Genomic DNA, 21,110 nt, shown 5'->3' with positions numbered 1-21,110 from the left:
AGACCCGCTCGCCGGCCGTACAGGTGGAAAACCGCGAGCGGAACGGCCTGAACGCGCTCAGGAAGGCAGCGCCCCCGGCGGCTGGGAGAGGCAGACGAACGGTCCCCGCACCCCGGCGCTGAAGCGCTCCGCCGCCCGCAGCGCCACCTCGACCCGCCGCTGCGGCGCCATCCGGGAGTTGGCGGTCGCGAAGAGCGCCCCGAGGGCGATCTCGTCGCCGACGCCCACCGCCGCGTACCCGTCGGCGGCCTCGGCGACCTGGTAGTCGTCGTGGACGGTGAACAGCCGCCCCTTCACGCCGACGAGGAAGGTGCCGCCCTCCTCGCGTTCGCTGTCCCGGCGGGCCCAGCCGCCGGCCTTCAGCGCCTCGCGGACGGAGTCGATGAACCGTGTCGCCATGAACCGTTCGATGTCGCCGACGGGTTTCGGTGGCTTCAGCGCGTACCGGATGAGCTGCCCCATCCGGAACGAGGTGGTGAACCCGAAGAGGTAGCCGTTGTTGTGGAACACCTTGCTGTCGGCGCGGACGGTGAGGCTCCACCCCGAAGCGCCCGCGCTGTCGCCGCCGATGTACACGGTGCCCGAGTGCACCAGCCCCACGATCGCCGTCATTTCCCGCCCCCGCCCACGAAGACCCCCTGCCCCGACTCAACCACATGCCCGGCGGCGTGCCGCGCGAGGCCGGCCACCATGAGATCGATCGCGAACGCGAACCGCTCGTCGCCGCTCCCCTCGGTCATCGCCGGCGCCATCGCGACGAGGTTGGGGAAGCGGTCCACCGGCAGCGACGCGTAGTACTCCCGGATCTGCGCGAGGTACGGCGCGGCGTCCGCCTCCGACTGCCGGCCGTGGCTGACGTGGATTGAGGTCTCGACGGCGTCGGCGACGATCACCAGCGACATCTGGTCCATGCCCCACGCGGCGATCTTGTCGGGGATGCCGGCGCCGCGGAGGACGGCGAGCATCGCCTCGGTGTAGCGCAGCGAGTTGGGCCCCACCGGGATGTTGGCCCGGGCGACCTTGACGAGGTCGCGGTGGGTGAGGAACACCGCCCGGCTGTCCCAGCAGCTGCGCTTCACGACCGCCGCCCAGTCGCCGGGCGCGTCCAGCACCGGCAGCGGGATCTCGCCGACGACACGGTCGAGCAGCTGCTCCAGCAGCTCGTCCTTGTTGGCGAAGTACGCGTACAGCGACGCCGGCCCGGTCCCGAGGTCCTGCGCCACCCGCCGCATGCTCAGCGCGTCGAGCCCGTCCCGGTCGACGAGCCGCAGCGCGGTCTCGATCACCGCCTCCGCGCTCAGCGGCTGCCGCGCCGCCGGTGCCTTCCGCCGGGTCCGCCAGGGCGGCGCCGGCAACTCCGATCCGTGCAGGGCGCCGGTCTCCACCGAGGCGCTGGACGACGGTAAGGCACTGGAGTCGGGGACGGGTGACACACACCAATCGTACTTGACACGAACAGTGTTCGTGACTAGAACAGTGTTCGTGAACAACGAACAGCGTTCGAAGACGTACCGCTGGCGCTGGGCGGTCCTCGCCGTGGTGCTCGCCGCCGAAGTCATGGACCTCCTGGACGCCACGGTCATCGCCATCGCCGGCCCGTCCATCCGCGCCGACCTGGTGGGCCCCGCCGGCGGCACCGCCTTCCTGCAGTGGCTCGCCGCCGGCTACACCCTCGCGTTCGCCGTCGGCCTGGTCACCGGCGGCAGGCTCGGCGACATCTTCGGCCGCCGCCGCATGTTCCTCGCCGGCGCCGGCGGGTTCACGCTGATGTCGCTGCTGTGTGCCGTCGCGCCCGGCCCGGCGTCGCTCGTCGTGTGCAGGATCCTGCAGGGCCTCGCCGGCGCCGTCCTCATCCCGCAGGGGCTGGGCCTGATCAAGGCCGCGTTCCCACCGGAGCAGATCGGCGCGGCATTCGGCGCGTTCGGCCCGGTGATGGGCCTGTCCGCGGTCTGCGGCCCGATCCTCGCCGGCGTCCTCGTCGACGCCGACCTGTTCGGCACCGGCTGGCGGATGATCTTCCTCATCAACCTGCCCGTCGGCGTCGCCGCGCTGATCGGCGCCTCGCTGGTGCTGCCGCGCCCCACCCCCGGCGACGAGGCGAAGCTCCGGCTCGACCTGACCGGCACGGTCCTGCTCAGCGCGTCCTTACTGCTGCTCGTCTTCCCGCTGGTGCAGGGGCGCGAGCTCGGCTGGCCCTGGTGGGCCTGGGCGATGATGGCGCTGTCCGCCCCCATGTTCTGGGTGTTTCAGCGGCACCAGCAGCGCCTGCACCGCGACGGACGCAGCCCGCTCATCGAGCCCAGCCTGCTGGCCAAGCAACGGTTCACGGCCGGCCTGCTCGTCGGCCTGATCTTCTTCGCCGGCCTGATGGGCCTCACCCTCATCCTCAGCATCTACCTGCAGCTGGGGCTCGGCTTCTCGCCGCTGCGCGCGGGCCTCACCCAGTCGCCGTGGGCCTTCGGCACGGCCGTCGGCGCGGTGGCGGGGCACGTGCTCAGCGCCAGGCTCGGCGGCCGGCGGCTCCTCGTCGGCGGCACCGCCGTGCTCGCCGCGGGCGTGGTCGCGCTGCTGGTCACCCTGACGGTCGCCGACGGTCCGGTGTCGTCCGTGGCACTGCTGCCGTCGCTGCTGGTGCTGGGCGTCGGCATGGGCTGCTCGATGGCCCCGTATTTCGACATCGTCCTGGCGGCCGTCGACGAGCACGAGGTCGGTTCGGCGTCCGGCACCCTGACCGCCGCCCAGCAGGTCGGCGGCGCGATCGGCGTGGCCGCCCTCGGCACCGCGTTCTTCGCCTGGGCGGGCGGCGGCCTCGGCGCGGGGCTGCGGCACGTGCTGTGGCTGGAGCTCGGGCTGCTCACGCTCGCCGCGGGCCTGTCGTTCCTCCTGCCCGCCCGCGCCCGGCCCGAGGAGCCCGCCCACAGCCGGCCCGAGGAACCCGCCCACGCCACCTGACCCGGGGCGCCCGCGCCCAGCCCGAGAAGGCATCGGGCAGGGTCGGCTCACCCGTTCCGGAGGAGGCGTGCCAGTGGCGTGACGTGGGTTAACCCCGGCGTTCGCGGGGAAACAGGTACATGCGGGCGAGAGGAGAAGCCATGACGTACACCGTGAACGACCGGCCGGCCACCGCGCCGCGCGTGCAACCCCCGACCCTGGCGGGGACTGCCACCTCGGCAACCGACCACCGCTCAACGGCGGACCTGGTCAAGCTTGCCGCCGAACAGATCTCCACCCTGGTGCGGGACGAGCTGAAGCTGGCCCAGGTCGAGCTGGCCCAGAAGGGCAAGCGGGCCGGGATGGGCGTCGGCATGTTCGGCGGAGCCGGCCTCGTCGCGCTCTACGGCGTGGGCGCCGTCCTCGCTGCCGTCATCATCGCCCTCGCGGCGGTCATGCCGGCGTGGCTGTCAGCTCTGGTGGTGGGCGTGGTCCTGCTGGCCGTCGCCGGGGTCCTCGCGCTGCTCGGCAAGTCGCAGGTGAGCAAGGCCGGGACGCCGGTGCCGCAGGACGCGGTCGCCAGCGTCAAGGCGGACATCGACACGATCACGCACTCCGTGAAGAACGGGGGGCACCGATGACGGCGACGCACTCGACGAGCAGCCACAACGGGCACGTCACCCCGGCCGATCCCGAGGCGCTCCGGCAGGAGATCGCCCGGACCCGGGCGGACCTGGGTGAGACCGTCGAGGCCCTCGCGGCCAAGGCCGACGTGAAGACCCGCGCGCAGGATGCCGTCTCCACGTCGGTGACCGCGGCGAAGCTGCGGATGCGGGAGGGTGTGGAGCAGGTCGCCGTCAACGCCGCGTACGCCACTCGCGAGCTGCGGACCAACCCGCGCCGGACGGTGGAGCTCACGCTGCAGCGGATGGTCCAGTCGGTCCGGGAGCGCCCGGCTCCGTGGGTGGTCGCCTCCGGGCTGCTCGTCCTTGCCGCTCTGGTCGGTTACCGGAAGGGGAACGAGTGAACAAGATCCTGTACAAGCCGTTCAGCATCGCGTTCAGCGTGGCCGGCGGCGTCGCGGCGGGAATCGTGTTCAAGCAGATCTGGAAGCGGCTCTCCGGTGAGGACGAGGCACCGCAGGCGACCTCGCAGGACTACGGCTGGGGCGAGGTGCTTGCCGCGGCCGCCCTGCAGGGCGCGATCTTCGCCGTCGTGAAGGCCGCGATCGACCGCGGTGGCGCGGCGGGCGTGCGCCGTCTCACCGGCGACTGGCCTGACTGACAAGGCACACGTGAGAAGGGTCTCCCCCGATCGGGGAGGCCCTTCTTCGTGTCCACAGCCCGGAGGACCCGAGGAAGCCGGGCGGTGGACACGGGGAGGCCGGCAACGCACGCACTCCCGTCCTCCAACCGTCCCGCGCAACACGAGCGGCCCAGAGTCTGTCCTGCAAGCGTGATCCAGCGCCGGCACCGCACGAGGGAGCGGGGCCGGCGCGCGGGAGTCCGGTGCCGGGCCGTCGGGCGGATGGTCCGGCACCGGAACCCCCAGACACGCGGCTCGGGCCGGGACGCCCCAACACCGTCCCGGCCCGCCGCCCCGCCGGGCGCCTCACCAAACACCCGCGGGCAGCACCTCTCAGCGCAGCAGCGCCTGGGCCCGGTCCCGGACGTCGGCGTACACCTTGCGGGTCTCCGCCGCCTGCGGCGCCGGCGCCTCGGCCGAGGCGGCTCCGGGGACGCGCCAGGCGGGCGGCTCCGCGCCCCCGTCCAGCACCCACGCCGCCTGCCGGGCGGCGCCCAGCGCGACGTACTCCCCCGGATCCGGCACGCCGACCGGCACCCCGAACAGTGCGGGGGCGACATCTCGTACCGCGGCCGACGCCGCCGCACCTCCGATGAGCAGGACCCGCTCCACGGGCACGCCGAGGGCGCGCACCGCGTCGATGCCGTCGGCGAGCCCGCACAGCATCCCCTCGACTGCGGCCCGGGCCAGGTTCGCCGGGGTCGCGTTGCCGCGGGTGATGCCGTTGAGCAGGCCGCGGGCGTCGGGCAGGTTCGGGGTGCGTTCGCCGTCGAGGTACGGCAGCAGCGTCAGCCCGTCCGCCCCCGGCGCCGCCGACAGGGCCAGCCGGTCCAGTGTGGACAGGTCGACCCCGAGCAGCGCGGCGGCGGTCGACAGGACCCGGGCCGCGTTGAGGGTCGCGACGAGCGGCAGGTGCCGGCCGGTCGCGTCGGCGAACCCGGCGACCGTCCCGCTGACGTCGGTGACCGGCCGCTCCGACACCCCGAAGACGGTGCCCGAGGTGCCGAGCGACACGACCACGTCGCCCGGGCGCAGGCCGAGCCCGAGCGCCGCGGCCATGTTGTCGCCGGTGCCCGGCGCAAGAAGGGCACCGGCGACCGTCTCACCCACCACCTCGGCCGGCCCGGCGACCCGCGGCACGGCCAGCTCCCTGCCGAACGCCAATCGCAGGAGCCGCATCTGGTACGAGCCGTCCGCCGGCGACCAGTACCCGGTCCCGGACGCGTCGCCGCGGTCGGTGGTCGGGCTGCCCGCACCGCGGTCGGCGCGCAGCAGGTCGGTGATCCAGTCGTGCGGCAGCAGGACGCTCGCCGCGCGGGCGGCGTTGTCCGGCTCGTGCTCGGCGACCCACCGCAGCTTCGTGACGGTGAAGCTGGCGACCGGCACGAGCCCCGTCGCGGCGGCCCAGTCGGCGGCCCCGCCGGGCAGCTCGGCGATCAGGTCGGTGGCGGCCGCCGCGGACCTGGTGTCGTTCCACAGCAGGGCGTCGCGGACGACGGCGCCGGCCTCGTCGAGCAGCACCATGCCGTGCTGCTGCCCGCCGACGCCGATCGCCTTGACCCCGTCGAGGAGCCCGCCGCCGGTCGCCTCGCCGAACGCCCGCCACCAGTGGGCCGGGTCGACCTCGGTCGCGTCGGGGTGTCCGGCGCGCCCTTCCCGCACGACCTCACCGGTGTCGGCGTCGCAGACGAGCACCTTCGTCGACTGGGTGGACGTGTCGACGCCCGCCACAAGACGCCGGGTCATGCCGTCATGACCTGACACCCAGCAGGTGCTCCATCGCCAGCTGGTCCAGGTACTCGAAGGCGCCGCCGCGGGCGGCGAGCTTGTCGACGTCGAACTCCTCGGCCCGCAGCGAGTCGATCGTCTCGCCCTCGCCGAGGGTCGGCTCGTAGAGCTCGTTGACCCGCGCCGCCTCGAGCGCCGCCGCGACGTCCGGGTCCGCGCGGAACGACGCGACCCGCTCCTTGAGGATCAGGTAGTTGCGCATGCAGGCCCGCGCGGTCTCCCACACGCCGTCGTAGTCCTCGGTGCGCGGCGGCTTGTAGTCGAAGTGGCGGTAGCCGGTGTAGCCGCCGGTCTCCAGCACGTCGACGGTCCAGAACGCGCCGCGCAGGTTGCCGGCGCCGAAGCGCAGGTCCTGGTCGAAGCGGGGACCGTGCTGGCCGTTGAGGTCGATGTGGAAGAGCTTGCCGTGCCAGAGCGCCTGGGCGATGCCGTGGGCGAAGTTGAGCCCGGCCATCTCCTCGTGCCCGACCTCGGGGTTGAGCCCCACCCGGTCCGGCTCGTCGAGCGTGGAGATCAGTGCGAGGGCGTGACCGATCGTCGGCAGCAGGATGTCGCCGCGGGGCTCGTTGGGCTTCGGCTCGAGGGCGAAGCGGATGTCGTAGCCCTGGTCGCGCACGTACGCGCAGAGGAGGTTGAGCCCTTCGCGGTACCGGTCGAGCGCCGCCGACACGTCCTTGGCCCCGCCGGACTCGGCACCCTCGCGGCCGCCCCACAGCACGTAGGTCTCGGCGCCGAGCTCGGCGGCGAGGTCGATGTTGCGCAGCACCTTCTTGATCGCGAACCGGCGGACCGCGCGGTCGTTGGACGTGAACCCGCCGTCCTTGAAGATCGGGTGGCTGAAGAGGTTGGTGGTGACCATCTCGACCCGGATGCCGGTCGCCTTGAGCGCGTCCTTGAACCGGGCGATCAGGTGGTCGCGGGTCTCGTCGTCGCTGCCGAACGGGAACAGGTCGTCGTCGTGGAACGTGACGGCCGCGGCGCCGAGGTCGGACAGGCGGTGCACGGCCTCGACCGAGTCGAGCGGCGCCCGGGTCGGCCCGCCGAAGACGTCCTGCGCCTGCCAGCCGACGGTCCACAGCCCGAACGAGAACTTGTCGTCGCGGGTGGGCTGGTAATCGTTCATTCGCTACCTCTTAGCGGGGGGTGTTCGTTGGCGGACGCCTAGCACCCTACGCCGCCGGACGGGGTTAGTTCAATAACAGAACTAACCGTTTACACACGTCGCCCACTATCCCTTTTTTCGGGTTTTATTGCGTTTCAGGCCCGAAAGACGACCCTGTAGTACGTCTCGGAGTGCTGCAGGGCGAGCAGTACCGCGCCCCGCACCTCGGCGTCCGGGCCCAGCACGGAGGCGCGGATCTCGACGCCGCGCAGCGCCGGCGCCAGGGCGTGCCGGGCCACCGCAGCCCGCAGGGGGTCCAGCAGCAGGTCGCCGATCGGGGCGAGGCCGCCGCCGACCACGACGACCGCCGGGTTGTACGCGTTGATCAGCCACGACGCGGCCAGGCCCAGGTGCGCGCCGACCTCGGCGATCACCGACGCGGCCAGGGCGTCGCCGGCGCGGGCCGCCGCGGCCACGTCGCGCGCGTCGAACGTCTCCAGGTCCGCCAGGCTCGACGTCGCGCCGTCCTTCAGCTCCCGGCGGACGGCCCGGACGATCGCCGGGCCGGACGCGACCGTCTCCAGGCAGCCGACGTTGCCGCAGTTGCAGGGCTCCTGGTTGCCGGGGACGGCGTTGTGGCCGATCTCGCCGGCCGTGCCGCCGACGCCGTGGAACACCCGGCCGTCGGACAGGACGCCGGCGGAGAGGCCGGTCCCCGCGTACAGCAGCGCCAGATCGCCGACGCGGCCGCCGGCGCCCTCCAGGTTCTCGGCGACGGCGGCGGCCTGGCCCGCGTTGTGCACGTAGACGGGGGCGCCGAGCTCGGCGGCGAGGATGTCGCGGACCGGCACGTCGCGCCAGCCGAGGTTGGGCGCGAGGAGGCAGACGCCGGTGTGGAAGTCGGTGAGCCCGGGCAGCACCGCGCCGACCGCCGCCAGGCGGGCCGACGGCAGCGCCGTGCTCTCGATCGCGGCGCGGGCCTCGGCCGCCACCATCCGCAGCACTTCCGTCGGCGCGTCTGTGCCTCTGGTGGCTGTTGCGGCGTCTGTACCGGCTGGGAGCGCCGTCGGCGTGGGGAACTCCCGCCGGGCGATCTCCTCCCCCGCGGCGTCGCCGATCGCGACCGTGGTGCGCCGGGCGCCGATGTGGGCGCCGACCACCAGCTGGGAGCGGGCGTTGAACTCCAGCAGGATCGGCGGGCGCCCGCCGCTCACCGCGGTCGACCCCGGTCCGATCTCGCGGACCAGACCGTCGGCGATGAGCTCGTCGACGATCGCCGACACGGTCGGCTTCGCGAGGGTCGTCGACCTGGCGATGCTCGCGCGGGAGACCGGCCCGCCCTCCTTGACCAGTGCCAGCACCAGCGAACGGTTGACCTCGCGCATCACGTTGTGATCGGCACCGCGGCGGGGCTCGGGTGAGCGCTCACCCATACGTTCGTCTGGTCGCATAATCCGACAACGCTACCCCGGCGATCACCCGAAAGCGCGCACCCTACATTGGTATCGGACATTCCCCACCGGCTAGCTTCACAAAAGCCGGCCGCGGCAGGCCCCGACGGCCCGTCGCGGGCACGGCGACACTCTCTGCGGGAAGGCAGTCTCAGCCATGCACATCTCGGCACGCGGCGACTACGCGGTGCGCGCCTCGCTCGGCCTGGCGGCCGCTTACCCCACGGTCGTCTCGGCCGCCGGCCTCGCCGACGAACAGGAGATGCCACGAAAGTTTCTCGAGGCCGTCCTCGGGGACCTGCGCCGGGCCGGCCTCGTCCGGGGCCAGCGCGGCGTCGACGGCGGGTACGTGCTGACCCGCCAGCCATCGGAGATCATGGTCGGCGACGTGCTCCGCGCCGTCGACGGCCCGCTCGCGGAGGTCCGCGGCGTGCGCCCCGAGGAGGCCATGTACTCGGGCACCGCCGAGCACCTGCAGCAGCTGTGGGTCGCCGTCCGCGCCGCCGTCCGCAACGTCCTCGACGAGGTCAGCCTCGCCGACGTCGTCCGCGGCCGGATGCCCGCCCACGTCAGGCGGCTCACCACCCCGCCGCAGGCCTGGCAGCCGCGCTGAAACTCCTGGAACGGGGGGTGAGCGGCGGGTTACCGCCCTACGCTCAGGTCATGTCTAAGGCGCACGACCCCTACCTGCAGGCGGCCGAGGGCTTCCTGCACGCCATCCGCGACGAGCTGGACATGGCCGACGACCTGAAGATGGACCGGACGCTGCAGGTCACGCAGACCTACGCGCTGGTGAGCATCGCCCGCTCGCTGAACGTCCTCAGCGAGCAGGTCGAGACCGCCGACGACTCCCCGCTCGCCATGGCGGGCAACCTCATCAGCCGCTGACGTTGACGGCGCTCAGGCGGTCGCGTCGGCGGTGAACGCGTCGGCGATCCGGGTGACGTACTCGGCGGCGGCGGTGCCCGCGTTGGCCAGCTCCGACTCGACGACGGCCAGGCCGGGGGTCACCGGGACCGCGGCGAGCTCGCCGAGCAGCTCGCGCAGGTGCCGCTCGGTCGCGTCGGCCTGCGGGCGGACGCCGGCGGTCACGACGGTCACCGCGGCGACGTCCTTGAGACCCTCGGCGGGCAGCTGGTCGAATAGGACCTTCAGGACGCCCGTGTAGGTGCCCTTGTACGTCGGGGTCGCCACCACCAGCACGCTCGCCCGCCGGAGCCGGCCGAGCGCGTCGGCGACCGCACCGTCCCCGCTCTGCAGCAGCCGAGTGCCCAGGGCGGCCACGTCGATGGTGTGCGGCACCGGCTGCCCGAGCCGCTCCGCCAGCGCCGCCCCGACCTCCTCCGCCAGGTGCAACGTACGAGAGTGCGGACGCGGATTCCCGGAAACCACAACGATCATGCCGCCGATCCTATCTCCTACTGAGGAGATCGGAAATAGCGATTACTCTCCGCGACTCGTTCCCTGTGATCCGGAAGACTTTTCGCTGCTGTGACGACAAGAAGTCTTCCGGATCATGGAGCAGCAATCGGGGAGGGTCAGACCCAGGCGCGCGGGTCCGCCACGAGGTCGCGGACGCGCTCGGGGAGCTCGCCCGTGACGACGTCCTCGATGGTCACGGTTTCGAGGATGAGGCGCTCGTTGGCGCGCAGGGCGATCCACACGTCCTGCAGTGCGGAGGCGGCGCCGTGGTAGCCGAGCTCCTCGGGGCGCTGGCCACGGACGTTGGCGAGGGGGCCGTCGATCACGCGGATGATCTCGGCGAGGCTGATCTCGCCGGCGGGGCGGGCCAGCCGGTAGCCGCCCTCGGGGCCGCGCTGGGCGACGACGACGCCGCCACGGCGCAGCTGCAGGAGGATGCTCTCGAGGAACTTGGGCGGGATCTGCTGGGCCGACGCGAGACGGTCGGCGGTCACCAGCTTGCCGTCACCGGCCGAGGACGCCAGCTCCGCCACCGCGCGGAGGGCATAGTCGACCCGGGCTGAAAGGCGCATGACTCATCCTCCCACGCGTCGCAACAGTCCTTCCTGCACGGCGGTCGCGATGTGGCGGCCGTCGCGGGTGAACATGCGGCCGGTGGCGAGGCCGCGGGCGCCGGAGGCCGACGGGCTGACCGAGTCGTAGAGGAACCACTCGTCGGCGCGGAACCTGCGGTGGAACCACAGGGCGTGGTCGAGGCTGGCGCCGACGAAGCCGCCGGGGCCCCAGACCGCGCCGTGCACGGCGAGCACCGTGTCCAGCAGGGTGAGATCGGAGGCGAACGTGAGCGCGCACGCGTGCAGCAGCGGGTCGTCGGGGAGCTTGCCGTCCAGGCGCATCCAGACGCGCTGGGTCGGGGAGGCGGGGCGGTCGCCGGGGCGGACCCAACCGGGCTCGCCGACGTAGCGCACGTCGATCGGGCGCTGGATCATCGACCAGATGCCCGCGCGCTCCGGGTACTTGGCGAGGCGCTCCGCCACGGTCGGCACCTCTTCCGGCGGGGGCACGTCGGCGGGCGCGGGCGCGGCCTCGTGGTGGTCCAGGCCGTCCTCGGAGACGTGGAACGACGCCGACATGAAGAAGATGACCTTGCCGTGCTGCTGGGCGACGGAGCGGCGCACGGAGAAGGAGCGGCCGTCGCGGATGTTCTCCACCGCGTACGTGATGGGCTCGGCAGAGTCGCCGGGGCGGACGAAGTAGCCGTGCAGCGAGTGCACCTGGCGCTCCGGGTCGACGGTGCGGCCGGCGGCCACGAGCGCCTGGCCGGCGACCTGCCCGCCGAAGACACGCTGGGGGCCGACCGGCGGGCTCATGCCCAGGAACCGGTCGTCCCCCAGTGCTTCCAGGTCAAGGAGTCGGACGAGGGCGTCTACCGCCGCTTGTCCAGTAGCATGCTCGTCCACTCCTGCAATCTAGAGGTTCCTACTCGCTCTGGTCGTGTGACAGTGCTCCCAGCGTGTGGACCCGCAGCGTGTTGGTCGAGCCGGGGGTGCCGGGCGGGGAGCCCGCGACGATGACGACGTCGTCACCGGCGCTGAGCCAGGGCAGGCCGACCATGGCCATGTCGACCTGCTGGAACATCTCGTCGGTGTGCTGGACGAACGGCACGTCGAACGTCTGCACGCCCCACGACAGGGCCAGCTGGTTGCGCACCGTCGGCTCGGGCGTGAACGCGAGCAGCGGCAGCTCGCAGTGCAGCCGGGCGAGGCGGCGCACCGTGTCACCGGTCTGCGAGAAGGCGACGAGCGCCTTCGCGCCGATGTTGCGGGCGATGTTGGACGCGGCCGAGGTGAGCGCGCCACCGCGGGTGCGGGGGTCGTGCTGCAGCCGCGGCACCGACAGCGAGCCGCCCTCGGTGGTCGCGATGATCCGGGCCATCGTGGTGACGGTCAGGATCGGGTAGCGCCCGACGCTGGTCTCGCCGGAGAGCATGACGGCGTCGGCGCCGTCGAGCACGGCGTTGGCGACGTCGGACGCCTCGGCGCGGGTCGGGCGGGCATTCTCGATCATGGAGTCGAGCATCTGCGTGGCGACGATGACCGGCTTCGCCGACTCGCGGCACAGCTGGACGGCCCGCTTCTGCACGAGCGGCACCTGGTCGAGCGGCATCTCGACGCCGAGGTCGCCGCGGGCGACCATGACGCCGTCGAAGGCCGCGACGATCTGCTCGAGGGCGGTGACCGCCTCCGGCTTCTCGACCTTGGCGATGACCGGGCGGTGCACCCGCTCCTCGTCCATGATCTCGTGGACGAGCTTGATGTCGTCGGGCGAACGCACGAACGACAGCGCGATCCAGTCGGCGCCGAGCTGCAGCGCGAACCGGAGGTCCTCGGCGTCCTTCTCGGACAGGGCGGGGACGCTCACCGCGACGTTGGGCAGTGAGACGCCCTTGTTGTTGGAGACCATGCCGCCCTCGGTGACGAGGACGGTGATGTCGTTGCCTTCGACGCTGGTGACCTCGACGGCGACCTTGCCGTCGTCGATCAGCAGCCGGTCGCCGGCCTTCACTTCCTGCGGCAGCTTGGTGTAGGTGCACGAGACCCGGTCGGCGGTGCCGACGATGTCGTCGCTGGTGATGACGGCCGTGTCTCCGGTGCGCCACTCGTGCGGTCCGTTGGCGAAGCGACCGAGCCGGATCTTGGGACCCTGGAGGTCGGCGAGAATGCCCACGGAACGGCCGGCGGCAGCGGCGGCCTCACGGACGAGGGTGAACACCGCGGCGTGGTCCTCGTGGCTGCCGTGGCTGAAGTTGAGCCGCGCGACGTCCATCCCGGCGTCGACGAGGCCGCGAATCCGCTCGGGCGACGATGTGGCGGGTCCGAGCGTACAGACGATTTTTGCGCGTCGAGTCACACGTTGAGGCTAGCCCCTCCGCCCCGTGACGATTCGTCCGACCCACGGTGGCGCCATCAGTTGAGATGCTGTAAACCCGCCGTTCCCGGGGATATCCGGACGATGTCATCCAGCTCCCAGTGGCGCCGGCCGATGGACATCCGTGACACCCACGAGCCGCACCGGGTCGCGACGCCGCTCGAGCTGCTGTTCGACCTGTGCTTCGTGGTCGCCATCGCGCTGGCGGGGCAGTTGCTGCATCACGCGATCACTGAGGGTGACGGGGCGCACGGGGTCGTCGCCTACCTGGCGGTGTTCTTCTCCATCTGGTGGGCCTGGATGAACTTCACCTGGTTCGCGTCCGCGTACGACACCGACGACGTCGCGTACCGGCTGACGACCCTCGTGCAGATCGCCGGGGTGCTCGTCCTGGCCGCCGGCGTCACCGACGCGTTCCACGGGGACTTCGGCACCGTCACCGTCGGGTACGTCATCATGCGCGCCGCCCTGGTCACACAGTGGCTCAGGGCGTCCTACCGGGACGAGACCCGCCGCACGGCCCGCCGGATGGCGTTCGGCGTGACGGCCTGCATGGTCGGCTGGTCGCTGATTCTGCTCGCCCACGGCACCCTGCACCTGGTGCTGTTCGCCGTCATGGTCGCCGCGGAGCTGGCCGTGCCCATGTGGGCCGAGCGCTACCACCCCACCCCGTGGCACCCGCACCACATCGCCGAGCGCTACGGGCTGCTGTTCATCATCGTGCTCGGCGAGATCGTGCTGTCCACGACCGTGGCCGTGCAGGCGGGCTTCGTGCAGGACCGGCTGTGGTGGGTGGCCGCGAGCGGGCTGGTCATCGTGTTCGCGTTCTGGTGGCTGTACTTCGACCAGCCCGCCCACCGGCTCCTCGTCGACAACCGGCACGCGTTCGTGTGGGGATACGGGCACTACGTCGTGTTCGCGTCGGCGGCGGCGATCGGGGCGGGCATCGCGGTCATCGTCGACCGGCCGGAACTCTCCGGCGCGTCCGTCACCATCCCGGTCGCCACGCTGCTGATGGCGCTGTGGTTCCTGCACATCCGCCCGCGCACCTGGCTGGAGCCCACGGCCGCGGTGCTGGTCCTGGCCGCCACCTTCGTCGGACCGTCGCTGATCGTGACGGCGTTGGTGGCGTCTGTACTGGTAGCGGCCCGGCTGATCCTGCTGCGCCCACGCACCGGCCGGCGCCTCTCCGTCAGTGCTCGCGCTCGCCGCCGGTGAAGGCTTCCGCGCGGGCCCGGCCGTCGACGCTGTGGCTGAAGAGCCGCGCGTCGCCGTCCGCGGTGTGCGTCTGCCCCGTCAGCGTCGCGTGCAACGGCAGCGCCGACGTGAACTCCGCCCGCATCCGCGGCAGCGACGACGGGTGCGCGTCACGCAGCCACGTCACCATGTGCTCCCTGATGAAGCACCGCAGGTCCCACAGCTTCGGCGCGTCGGTCGCGCTGACCAGCGCCCGCAGCCGCATCGCGGTGCCGGTTGCCTCCACCACCTGCAGCACCGACACCCGCCCGTCCCACAGGTCGGTCGACTCCAGCGCCCGGCGGAGCTCCTCCCGCGCCTCCGGCACCGGCAGCCACCAGTCGACGTCGAGCATGACCTCCCCGAGCAGCGCCGCCTCCGTCCGTGTCCAGTTCTGGAACGGCTTCTCCGTGAAGTACGACGTCGGCAGGATCAGCCGCCGGTCGTCCCACACGTGGACCACGACGTACGAGAGCGTGATCTCCTGAATCCGCCCCCACTCCGACTCGACGATCACGACGTCCCCGAGCCGCACCGCGTCGCTGAACGCCAACTGGAGCCCGGCGAACAGGTTCCGCAGCACGCTCTGCGCCGCCAGACCCGCGATGATGCCGGCGAACCCGGCACTCGCCAGCAAACTGGTGCCGAGGATCCGCGCCTGCGGGAACGTCATCAGCATCACCCCACCGGCGATCACGGCGATCGTCGCCACCGTCACCCGCCGGATCATCACGATCTGCGTGTGCACCCGCCGCGCCTGCCGGTTGTCCGGCACGTCCGTCCTGAACCGCGCCAGCGCCGCGTCCTCGGCCACCACCAGCAACCCGGCCACCAGCCATGCCACCGTACCGATGATGAGCAGCTGCTCCACGTGCAGGAACGTTTGCCGCCAGTCCGCCTCGTGCGCTGTCCCGCGAACCGCGAAGTAGATCGCCGACAGCACCACCACCCACTGCGCCGGCCGGTGCGCCCTGGTCGCCAGCTCGGTCAGCAACCCCGACCGCCGCCCCACCCACAGCAGAATCAGGTGCACCCCTTGCACCAGCACCAACGCAACGAGCGCCACCCCGAGCGCGATCCCCAGCGGCTTGAGCGTGTCGATGAGCGTGTCTCGCATTCGGCGCTAGGTACCCGGGCCCCCTGGCCGCCTAACGTGTCCTGCGTCGCACCAACCAGCCAACCACCCCACCAACCACCGCCACCGCCACCACAACCCACCCGACCCCACCGCCGCCCGGCTCCCGCCCCCGACCACCCTCCGGCGCACTCGACACCTGCGGCCCACCCGACGCCACCTCAGCCGTGAGCGCCGCCACAGGATCGACAATCCCAAACCCGAACTCCTCATCCCGCCCCGGCTTCCCCCGATCGGTAGCAGTCGCCGTCAACCGACGGATGACTTCAGCCGCAGACAGCCCCGGAAACTTCGCCCGCACCAACGCCACCACCCCAGCGACAATGGCTGTCGAGTTGCTCGTCCCATCCCCCGTCTCGTACTTGCCGAATGCCCCGGTGGAAACGATGTCCACCGCCGGCGCCGCCAGCACCACCTCGGGCCCAGTCGCCGAAATCGAGGCATGGTTGCCGTCCTTGTCGGTCCCCGCCACCGCCACGACACCCTGCAACTTCGCCGGGAAGCCAACCTGCTTGTTCTTCGGCGTGTTGCCGACCCCCGCCACCACGACGACGTCGGCTTTGACGGCGGCGGCGATCGCCTCCCGCAACTGGGGATATTCGCTCGTCACGGCCGCGACACAAATGACCTTCGCACCCTGCGAGGTTGCCCAGGCGATGCCGTCCGCGAGGTTGACGGGAGATCCACCGAAACCCCCGTAGACCGTCTGCACCGGCAGGATCATCGCCTTCGGTGCGATACCAAGCACGCCGGCACCGTCGGGCAGCCCACGCCCGGCGATGAGACCAGCCATCGCCGTTCCGTGCCCGTCCGTGTCCGCCTTGCCGTCCCCCTTCGCCTGCTCACCGAACACCCTTCCCGGCACCACGGCACCCGCCAGCTCGCCATGACGGTCGTCGACACCTGTGTCCGGAACGGCGACCAAGACCCCTGCGCCCGTGCTGAGCTGCTGCGCCTGCGCAATCCGCAGCGCGGCCAGATGCCACTGCCGGTCACGGATGCTGTCAGCCATCGCGGGAGCCGGCGCCGACATGCCGACGACCACGACGGCGAGGCAACCGGCGACCACCGAACGGATCGCGCTCAACGATCGATCCCGATGACACCCGGTCCCGGCTCGTGAGGCCAGGTCGCGGGCGGCTGAATGACCGGACTCACGCCATCGGGCACCGACCACGACTCGCCCTGTTCGCCACGTCGACGGCTGACCGTCTCGGGGTCTCGGTAGCTCCCGGCCCGGCCGATCGGCGGCGCGACCGGTCCACGAGCTCCGGTCGACCCACCGGCCGCTCCGCTCGTGACGGACCCTCCACCGCTACCACTGGGCGCGGCGAGTCCGGTGAACGGATTCGCGCCCAGCACGCGGCCAGGACCGAGCACGGCAGCACGTTCCGCCCGGCTGACCGGCCCGGCCGCGTCGACCACCACACCACCCGGCGCCGGCTGACCGACGCTTCCTCCGGCCAACCCAACAGCGTCGTCCCGCTCCGAGCCGACCGTCTCGGAGCCGACCGTCTCCGAGCCGACCGTCGGCCCAGGCGGATCGAATCGCGGAGGTGGAAACCCGGCGCTGATCAACCGGCCCCCTCCCCCGCCCGCCCGGCCGCCCGATTTCGGCTGGCCGGAAGCGATCGGCACGTCGACGATCTGGGTCGCCAACCTGATCCGCTGGTATTCGGGAAGAACCACATCGAGCCCAGCCGCAGGCTCCGCAACGGCAGCGTCCGTGTTCATGAGAATGCGACGAGCGTGCTCGTCGAGCAGGCCGCGAGCCTGCTGCCCGATCCGCTGATCCGGCACCTTGGCCGTCAGCCGGTACTCCTCGACAAGCGGCTCCAGTTCACCGCGCGCTTTCCCGATCGCCTCGACGATCAAGTTCAAGTTGACGCGAACCTCCGCCGCCCCACTCGCAACCAACGACATGGCCTCGATCATGTTGTTGATGCGCTGAATGAACGTCGTTGCCGCTTCGCTCTTCTCTGGCGGCCAGCCTTCGGCGAGCTGGTCCCGCAGGATTCGCAGGCGGTCGCGCTGGGTTTCCAGCGCGGTCTGCTGACGACGCAGCGTCGCCAGGTGCAGGTGAGCATCGGCCTCGTCGTCCGCCGCCACCATCTCCCACAACTGCGGCACCCGCCACCGCTTGTACGTCTCAACCATCAGCCCGGCCCCATCACACACCGCGCAACCCGCACATGATCACTCACCGCGTCCTCCCCGCCACGATGCGCAATAGACAACCGTGACGGTACCGCACATTCAATCGCTCACAACGCCACTTGATTCGCACCACCCGCACAGCGTGGCGCCCCCTACCGCCGCCGCCTGACCAGCAGTCCTATACACACAAGCAGCAGCCCACCACCGACAACCCCCCACACAACCCCCGACCACCCCGCCCGCTCCTCCGGCACCCCCACCTCAGACGCAGACACCGACGGCAACGCACTCGGAACCGCCGCCGTCAACGCCGCAACCGGATCGACAATTCCGAACCCGAACTCCTCATCCCGTCCCGGCTTCCCCCGATCCGTCGCGGTAGCCGTCAACCGCCGCACCACCTCCACGGCCGACAGCTGCGGAAACTTCGCCCGTACCAACGCCACCACCCCCGCCACAATCGCCGTCGAATTGCTGGTTCCGTCCCCGGCCACGTACTTCCCGAACGCCCCGATCGAAACGATGTCCACCGCCGGAGCCGCCAACACCACCTCCGGCCCGGTAGCGGAGACCGCCGCATGGTTCCCGTCCTTGTCGGTCCCGGCAACCGCCACCACCCCGGGCAACTTCGCCGGAAACCCCACCTGCTTGTTCTTCGGCGTGTTCCCAACCCCCGCCACCACCACGACATCCGCCCTGATCGCGCGCTCAATCGCCACACGCACTTCCGGATATTCACCGGTGACGGCAGCCACGCAGATGACCTTCGCGCCCTGCGAGACCGCCCATTCGATACCCGCTGCGAGGTTCGTCGGAGAGCCCCCGAATTCGCTGTGAATCGTCTGCACCGGCAGGATGATCGCCTTCGGAGCGATGCCGAGGATGCCATTGCCATTCGCAAGGCCGCGTCCCGCGATCAGGCCGGCCATCGCCGTACCATGCCCGTCGGTGTCAGCCTTCCCGTTGCCTGACGCGCCTTCGCCGAACTCTTTACCTTCGATCACGGCACCGGCCAACTCGCCACGACGATCGTCGACACCGGTGTCCGTCACTGCGACAAGCACTCCTTCGCCGAGGCTCCACCGATGAGCATCAAGGACGCCAAGTGAGGCCAAGTGCCACTGCCTGTCGCGAATGGCGTCCGCGAAGGCGGGAACCGGCGAGGCGAGCGTCGCCGTCGTCACCGCGATGACGGCAATCGACCGGAACACCCGGTTCAACGATCGAGCCCAATCACACCCGGTCCCGGGTCATGCGTCTGAACTGGCGGCAGCGCCTCAAGCAGCGGCGTCACCCCTTGATTCACCGCCCACTGCTCGTCATGCCCCGTGTCCTGCGCCCGCCGCCGCGCGACGTACTCCTCGAATGATCGGTCCTGATGTCGACCCGCTCCGGACGGACGAACCCCAGCAGGCGCGGACCGCGCCGATGCCGCAGTTGGGCGCATGACGCCACCGCGCGCTGACGTCGGCGGTGCAGCGCCGATCACCCCACCCGGGAGTCCCCGCATCGCTCCCCCACCGACGCCTCGGACCATCCCATCGTTCACGGACACAGGCATTCCACTCACTGGTCCGACACCAAGGACTCGACCAACGACCGGATTCATCTCAAGCGAACCGAGTGGTGGCACACCGTTTGAAGAACCCATTCCCGTGCCACCCGGGCGCAAGCCGTTCGCCTGCACTTCGCCTGGCTCTTCGGCAAGGACGACGTCGTCGCCGGCGACGTCGGCGGTGACAGGAGCGGGTGGGTCAAACCGCGGCGGACGCAACTCGCCCAAGCGCTCCCAGGCTCGATTCTCACCACCAACTCCGTTGCCACCACGTCCGCCAGCCACATCATCGGTGCCACCGTTCGCGGGCGGGACGTCCGTCAGCATGCTGATCCGCGCATACGTGGGAAGCGCCACCTGCAACGCCATGTTCGCGTCACGCACCGTGCCGTCCGCCGAGATGAGAATCTGGCGTGCCTCCTGGTCCAGCACCTTCTTCGCCTTCTGGGAAACCCGCGGGTCGACAACCGCCTCGGCCTTCGCATACCGCTCGACCAACGGCGCCAACTGATGCCGTGCGTCCTCGATCGCATTGACAATCAGCGCTACCGCGACCCGGACATCGGCGGCGCCCCGTGCTGTTGCGGCCAACGCGTCAAGCATGTCGTTGAGCCGCTGGAGGAACATTGTTGCCGCTTCGCTCTTCTCTGGTGGCCAGCCTTCGGCGAGGTGGTCTCGCAGGAGGCGCAGGCGGTCGCGCTGGGTTTCCAGGGCGGTCTGCTGGCGGCGCAGGGTGGCCAGGTGCAGGTGGGCGTGCTCGGCGTCGTCGGCGGCAAGCATCTCCCAGAGTTGGGGCAGGCGCCATCGCTGGTACGACTCGGCCATCAGAGTGACCTGCCAGTCCTCGAGTCGCGCTGGGCGGCCCACAGCGCGTCGTCGACCTTGGTCGAGGCGACGGCGAGCGCGGCCTTGAACTCGTCGCCGGTGAGTGTGTCCGCGTGGGAGTATGCTGCCACGACCTCCTCGGCTGCTTGCACGAACACGGACCCGTTGTGGACGAACGCGTCCATCAGGTCGAGCAGTTCGATGAGCTTCCGGTGGTACACCGTCGCCGCGGCCTGCACGTCCGGGCTGGCCGTGCGGGTCCCGAACGTCGGGGTGTCGACGAACGTGCGCAGGATCTGGTCGTGCTCCGGCGACAGATGCCCGCTCAGGTCGGCCCGCAGGCCGGCTCCGAACGACCGGACCGCCTCCAGATCGACGTTGAACCCCGCCACATGATCACTCACCGCGTCCTCCCCGCCACGATGTGCAATTGACAGACGTGACGGTACCGCAGGATCAGCCGTGGTAGGAGGCGGGCATGTCGCAGGCGTCGAGGCTCTGGTTGTAGCCGTCGAAGAAGGCGCCGGTGCGTTGGGCGGCTGAGCCGTGGGCGCCTTCCTGGAACCAGGGCTCGTCGTCGGGGTCGGCGACGGAGAGGAGGCCGTTGCGCAGTTCGTCCAGGTCGCCGTCTTCGAGGGTGAAGTCGCCGACCTTGATGGAGTCGCCGATGTAGGCGCCGGCGAAGCAGTCGGCCTGGAGCTCCTGGTAGATGGTGAAGGCGTAGTCGATGCCGAGGCGTTGCTGGATGGCGTGGCCGTATTCGTGGCCGAGGAGGTAGAAGACGAAGGCGTCGCCGAGGTCCTTGTAGACCTCCTGCGACCAGTTCACGTCGTACGCGATGAAGTCGCCGATGGGGCAGTAGGCGGCGTTCTGGGTCGGGATCGGCTGGTGGCCGCACATGACCTCGCCGTCGACGCGGTAGGGCACGATGCGCGAGACCGGCCTGAAGCCGACGATCCTGGAGCTCCAGTAGCGTTCGACGACCTTCACCGCGATCCGGACGTCGGTGGCGAACGTGGAGTCGGGCGCCGAGGCCCGCGGCGGCGGCGAGGTGGAGTACGTAGGCGCCGTATAACCAGGCGTATAACCAGGCGAATACGAAGGAGGCGAATACGTAGGGCGTGAAGAAGGCAACGGCGGCGCGGCAGGGATGGTCGGCGCCCAGAAAGGCGTGGTGTCGGCCAGTACCGCTGAGGAAGGAAGCAGCGCGGCCGAGGAGGAGCACAGCGCGAGGCCCACGAAGAGCAGCGAGAGGATGAGCGGGCGTTTCATGGC

General features: G+C 71.0%; 23 protein-coding genes. 7 read left to right on the top strand and 16 right to left on the bottom strand.

Translation table 11 applies throughout. The annotated features are described in order from the left end of the window. Nucleotides 1–57: 57 nt before the first annotated feature. Nucleotides 58–612 carry a hypothetical protein gene (locus tag ACFY3L_RS09905; RefSeq protein ID WP_389320895.1) on the bottom strand — a complete coding sequence of 185 codons (555 nt, stop codon included), beginning with the start codon at nucleotides 610–612 and terminating at the stop codon, nucleotides 58–60. Continuing rightward, nucleotides 609–1,433: a TetR/AcrR family transcriptional regulator gene (locus tag ACFY3L_RS09900; RefSeq protein WP_389320892.1), complete on the bottom strand. Its 825-nt coding sequence runs from the start codon at nucleotides 1,431–1,433 to the stop codon at nucleotides 609–611. The genes ACFY3L_RS09905 and ACFY3L_RS09900 overlap by 4 nt, the downstream gene beginning before the upstream one ends. 49 nt (nucleotides 1,434–1,482) lie before the next feature. Between ACFY3L_RS09900 and ACFY3L_RS09895 the strand changes: the two genes are divergently transcribed. The 4 genes from ACFY3L_RS09895 (at nucleotide 1,483) to ACFY3L_RS09880 (ending at nucleotide 4,215) form a co-directional block, all read left to right on the top strand. Further along, nucleotides 1,483–2,952 (top strand): MFS transporter, encoded by a 1,470-nt coding sequence (locus ACFY3L_RS09895; protein WP_389320889.1) that lies wholly within the window; start codon nucleotides 1,483–1,485, stop codon nucleotides 2,950–2,952. Between the two features lie 140 nt (nucleotides 2,953–3,092). Next, complete coding sequence (locus ACFY3L_RS09890) at nucleotides 3,093–3,572, top strand: phage holin family protein (protein WP_389320886.1); 480 nt, start codon at nucleotides 3,093–3,095, stop codon at nucleotides 3,570–3,572. Beyond that, nucleotides 3,569–3,958, top strand: coding sequence for a DUF3618 domain-containing protein (locus ACFY3L_RS09885; RefSeq protein ID WP_389320883.1), 390 nt, complete (start codon nucleotides 3,569–3,571; stop codon nucleotides 3,956–3,958). The genes ACFY3L_RS09890 and ACFY3L_RS09885 overlap by 4 nt, the downstream gene beginning before the upstream one ends. Beyond that, entirely contained in the window at nucleotides 3,955–4,215 is a 261-nt protein-coding gene (locus ACFY3L_RS09880; RefSeq protein WP_389320880.1) for a DUF4235 domain-containing protein, read from the top strand. Before ACFY3L_RS09885 ends, ACFY3L_RS09880 begins: the two co-directional genes overlap by 4 nt. A gap of 354 nt (nucleotides 4,216–4,569) precedes the next feature. Here the strand turns inward: ACFY3L_RS09880 and xylB are convergent, their stop codons facing one another. The 3 genes from xylB to ACFY3L_RS09865 form a co-directional block, all read right to left on the bottom strand. After that, a complete protein-coding gene (xylB, locus tag ACFY3L_RS09875) occupies nucleotides 4,570–5,982 on the bottom strand; it encodes a xylulokinase (RefSeq protein ID WP_389320878.1) in 1,413 nt (470 codons plus the stop codon). A 4-nt stretch (nucleotides 5,983–5,986) separates the two neighbouring features. After that, entirely contained in the window at nucleotides 5,987–7,147 is a 1,161-nt protein-coding gene (xylA, locus tag ACFY3L_RS09870; protein WP_389320875.1) for a xylose isomerase, read from the bottom strand. Nucleotides 7,148–7,281: 134 nt separating this feature from the next. Beyond that, the gene (locus ACFY3L_RS09865) at nucleotides 7,282–8,511 is read right to left on the bottom strand and encodes an ROK family protein (RefSeq protein WP_389320872.1); all 1,230 of its coding nucleotides are present in this window, start codon (nucleotides 8,509–8,511) and stop codon (nucleotides 7,282–7,284) included. 223 nt (nucleotides 8,512–8,734) lie between these two features. Here ACFY3L_RS09865 and ACFY3L_RS09860 point away from each other — a divergent pair, with 223 nt between their 5' ends. Together ACFY3L_RS09860 and ACFY3L_RS09855 are read left to right on the top strand one after the other, a co-directional pair. After that, nucleotides 8,735–9,190 carry an RrF2 family transcriptional regulator gene (locus ACFY3L_RS09860; RefSeq protein WP_389320868.1) on the top strand — a complete coding sequence of 152 codons (456 nt, stop codon included), beginning with the start codon at nucleotides 8,735–8,737 and terminating at the stop codon, nucleotides 9,188–9,190. Nucleotides 9,191–9,240: 50 nt separating this feature from the next. Next, the gene (locus ACFY3L_RS09855) at nucleotides 9,241–9,465 is read left to right on the top strand and encodes a hypothetical protein (RefSeq protein ID WP_389320865.1); all 225 of its coding nucleotides are present in this window, start codon (nucleotides 9,241–9,243) and stop codon (nucleotides 9,463–9,465) included. Between the two features lie 12 nt (nucleotides 9,466–9,477). Here the strand turns inward: ACFY3L_RS09855 and ACFY3L_RS09850 are convergent, their stop codons facing one another. The 4 genes from ACFY3L_RS09850 to pyk form a co-directional block, all read right to left on the bottom strand. Beyond that, the gene (locus ACFY3L_RS09850) at nucleotides 9,478–9,978 is read right to left on the bottom strand and encodes an NADPH-dependent FMN reductase (protein ID WP_389320862.1); all 501 of its coding nucleotides are present in this window, start codon (nucleotides 9,976–9,978) and stop codon (nucleotides 9,478–9,480) included. 137 nt (nucleotides 9,979–10,115) lie between these two features. After that, nucleotides 10,116–10,571: an RrF2 family transcriptional regulator gene (locus ACFY3L_RS09845; RefSeq protein WP_389320860.1), complete on the bottom strand. Its 456-nt coding sequence runs from the start codon at nucleotides 10,569–10,571 to the stop codon at nucleotides 10,116–10,118. A gap of 3 nt (nucleotides 10,572–10,574) precedes the next feature. Next, nucleotides 10,575–11,369 carry an acyl-CoA thioesterase gene (locus ACFY3L_RS09840; protein WP_389320857.1) on the bottom strand — a complete coding sequence of 265 codons (795 nt, stop codon included), beginning with the start codon at nucleotides 11,367–11,369 and terminating at the stop codon, nucleotides 10,575–10,577. 109 nt (nucleotides 11,370–11,478) lie between these two features. Beyond that, nucleotides 11,479–12,909 (bottom strand): pyruvate kinase, encoded by a 1,431-nt coding sequence (gene pyk / locus ACFY3L_RS09835; protein WP_389320854.1) that lies wholly within the window; start codon nucleotides 12,907–12,909, stop codon nucleotides 11,479–11,481. 132 nt (nucleotides 12,910–13,041) lie between these two features. Here pyk and ACFY3L_RS09830 point away from each other — a divergent pair, with 132 nt between their 5' ends. Then, entirely contained in the window at nucleotides 13,042–14,145 is a 1,104-nt protein-coding gene (locus ACFY3L_RS09830) for a low temperature requirement protein A (RefSeq protein ID WP_389320851.1), read from the top strand. On the opposite strand, the gene ACFY3L_RS09825 is transcribed toward ACFY3L_RS09830, so the two are convergent. From ACFY3L_RS09825 to ACFY3L_RS09795, 7 genes are all read right to left on the bottom strand, one after another. After that, the gene (locus ACFY3L_RS09825) at nucleotides 14,120–15,280 is read right to left on the bottom strand and encodes a mechanosensitive ion channel family protein (RefSeq protein ID WP_389320848.1); all 1,161 of its coding nucleotides are present in this window, start codon (nucleotides 15,278–15,280) and stop codon (nucleotides 14,120–14,122) included. The two genes, ACFY3L_RS09830 and ACFY3L_RS09825, sit on opposite strands and share 26 nt — an antisense overlap. 31 nt (nucleotides 15,281–15,311) lie before the next feature. Beyond that, a complete protein-coding gene (locus ACFY3L_RS09820; RefSeq protein ID WP_389320845.1) occupies nucleotides 15,312–16,385 on the bottom strand; it encodes a S8 family serine peptidase in 1,074 nt (357 codons plus the stop codon). Beyond that, nucleotides 16,382–17,455, bottom strand: a complete 1,074-nt coding sequence (locus ACFY3L_RS09815) for a hypothetical protein (protein WP_389320843.1) — start codon at nucleotides 17,453–17,455, stop codon at nucleotides 16,382–16,384. The genes ACFY3L_RS09820 and ACFY3L_RS09815 overlap by 4 nt, the downstream gene beginning before the upstream one ends. Nucleotides 17,456–17,607: 152 nt before the next feature. After that, the gene (locus tag ACFY3L_RS09810) at nucleotides 17,608–18,666 is read right to left on the bottom strand and encodes a S8 family serine peptidase (RefSeq protein ID WP_389321174.1); all 1,059 of its coding nucleotides are present in this window, start codon (nucleotides 18,664–18,666) and stop codon (nucleotides 17,608–17,610) included. 5 nt (nucleotides 18,667–18,671) lie between these two features. After that, on the bottom strand, nucleotides 18,672–19,835 hold the full coding sequence (locus tag ACFY3L_RS09805; protein ID WP_389320841.1) for a hypothetical protein: 1,164 nt from the start codon (nucleotides 19,833–19,835) through the stop codon (nucleotides 18,672–18,674). Beyond that, a complete protein-coding gene (locus tag ACFY3L_RS09800) occupies nucleotides 19,835–20,239 on the bottom strand; it encodes a hypothetical protein (protein ID WP_389320838.1) in 405 nt (134 codons plus the stop codon). Before ACFY3L_RS09800 ends, ACFY3L_RS09805 begins: the two co-directional genes overlap by 1 nt. A gap of 52 nt (nucleotides 20,240–20,291) precedes the next feature. Next, the gene (locus ACFY3L_RS09795; RefSeq protein ID WP_389320836.1) at nucleotides 20,292–21,107 is read right to left on the bottom strand and encodes a neutral zinc metallopeptidase; all 816 of its coding nucleotides are present in this window, start codon (nucleotides 21,105–21,107) and stop codon (nucleotides 20,292–20,294) included. Nucleotides 21,108–21,110 lie beyond the last annotated feature (3 nt).

The sequence above is a fragment of the Dactylosporangium sp. NPDC000521 genome (assembly GCF_042898305.1).
Taxonomy (GTDB): domain Bacteria; phylum Actinomycetota; class Actinomycetes; order Mycobacteriales; family Micromonosporaceae; genus Dactylosporangium.
This window is presented reverse-complemented; position numbering and strand designations above follow the sequence as displayed.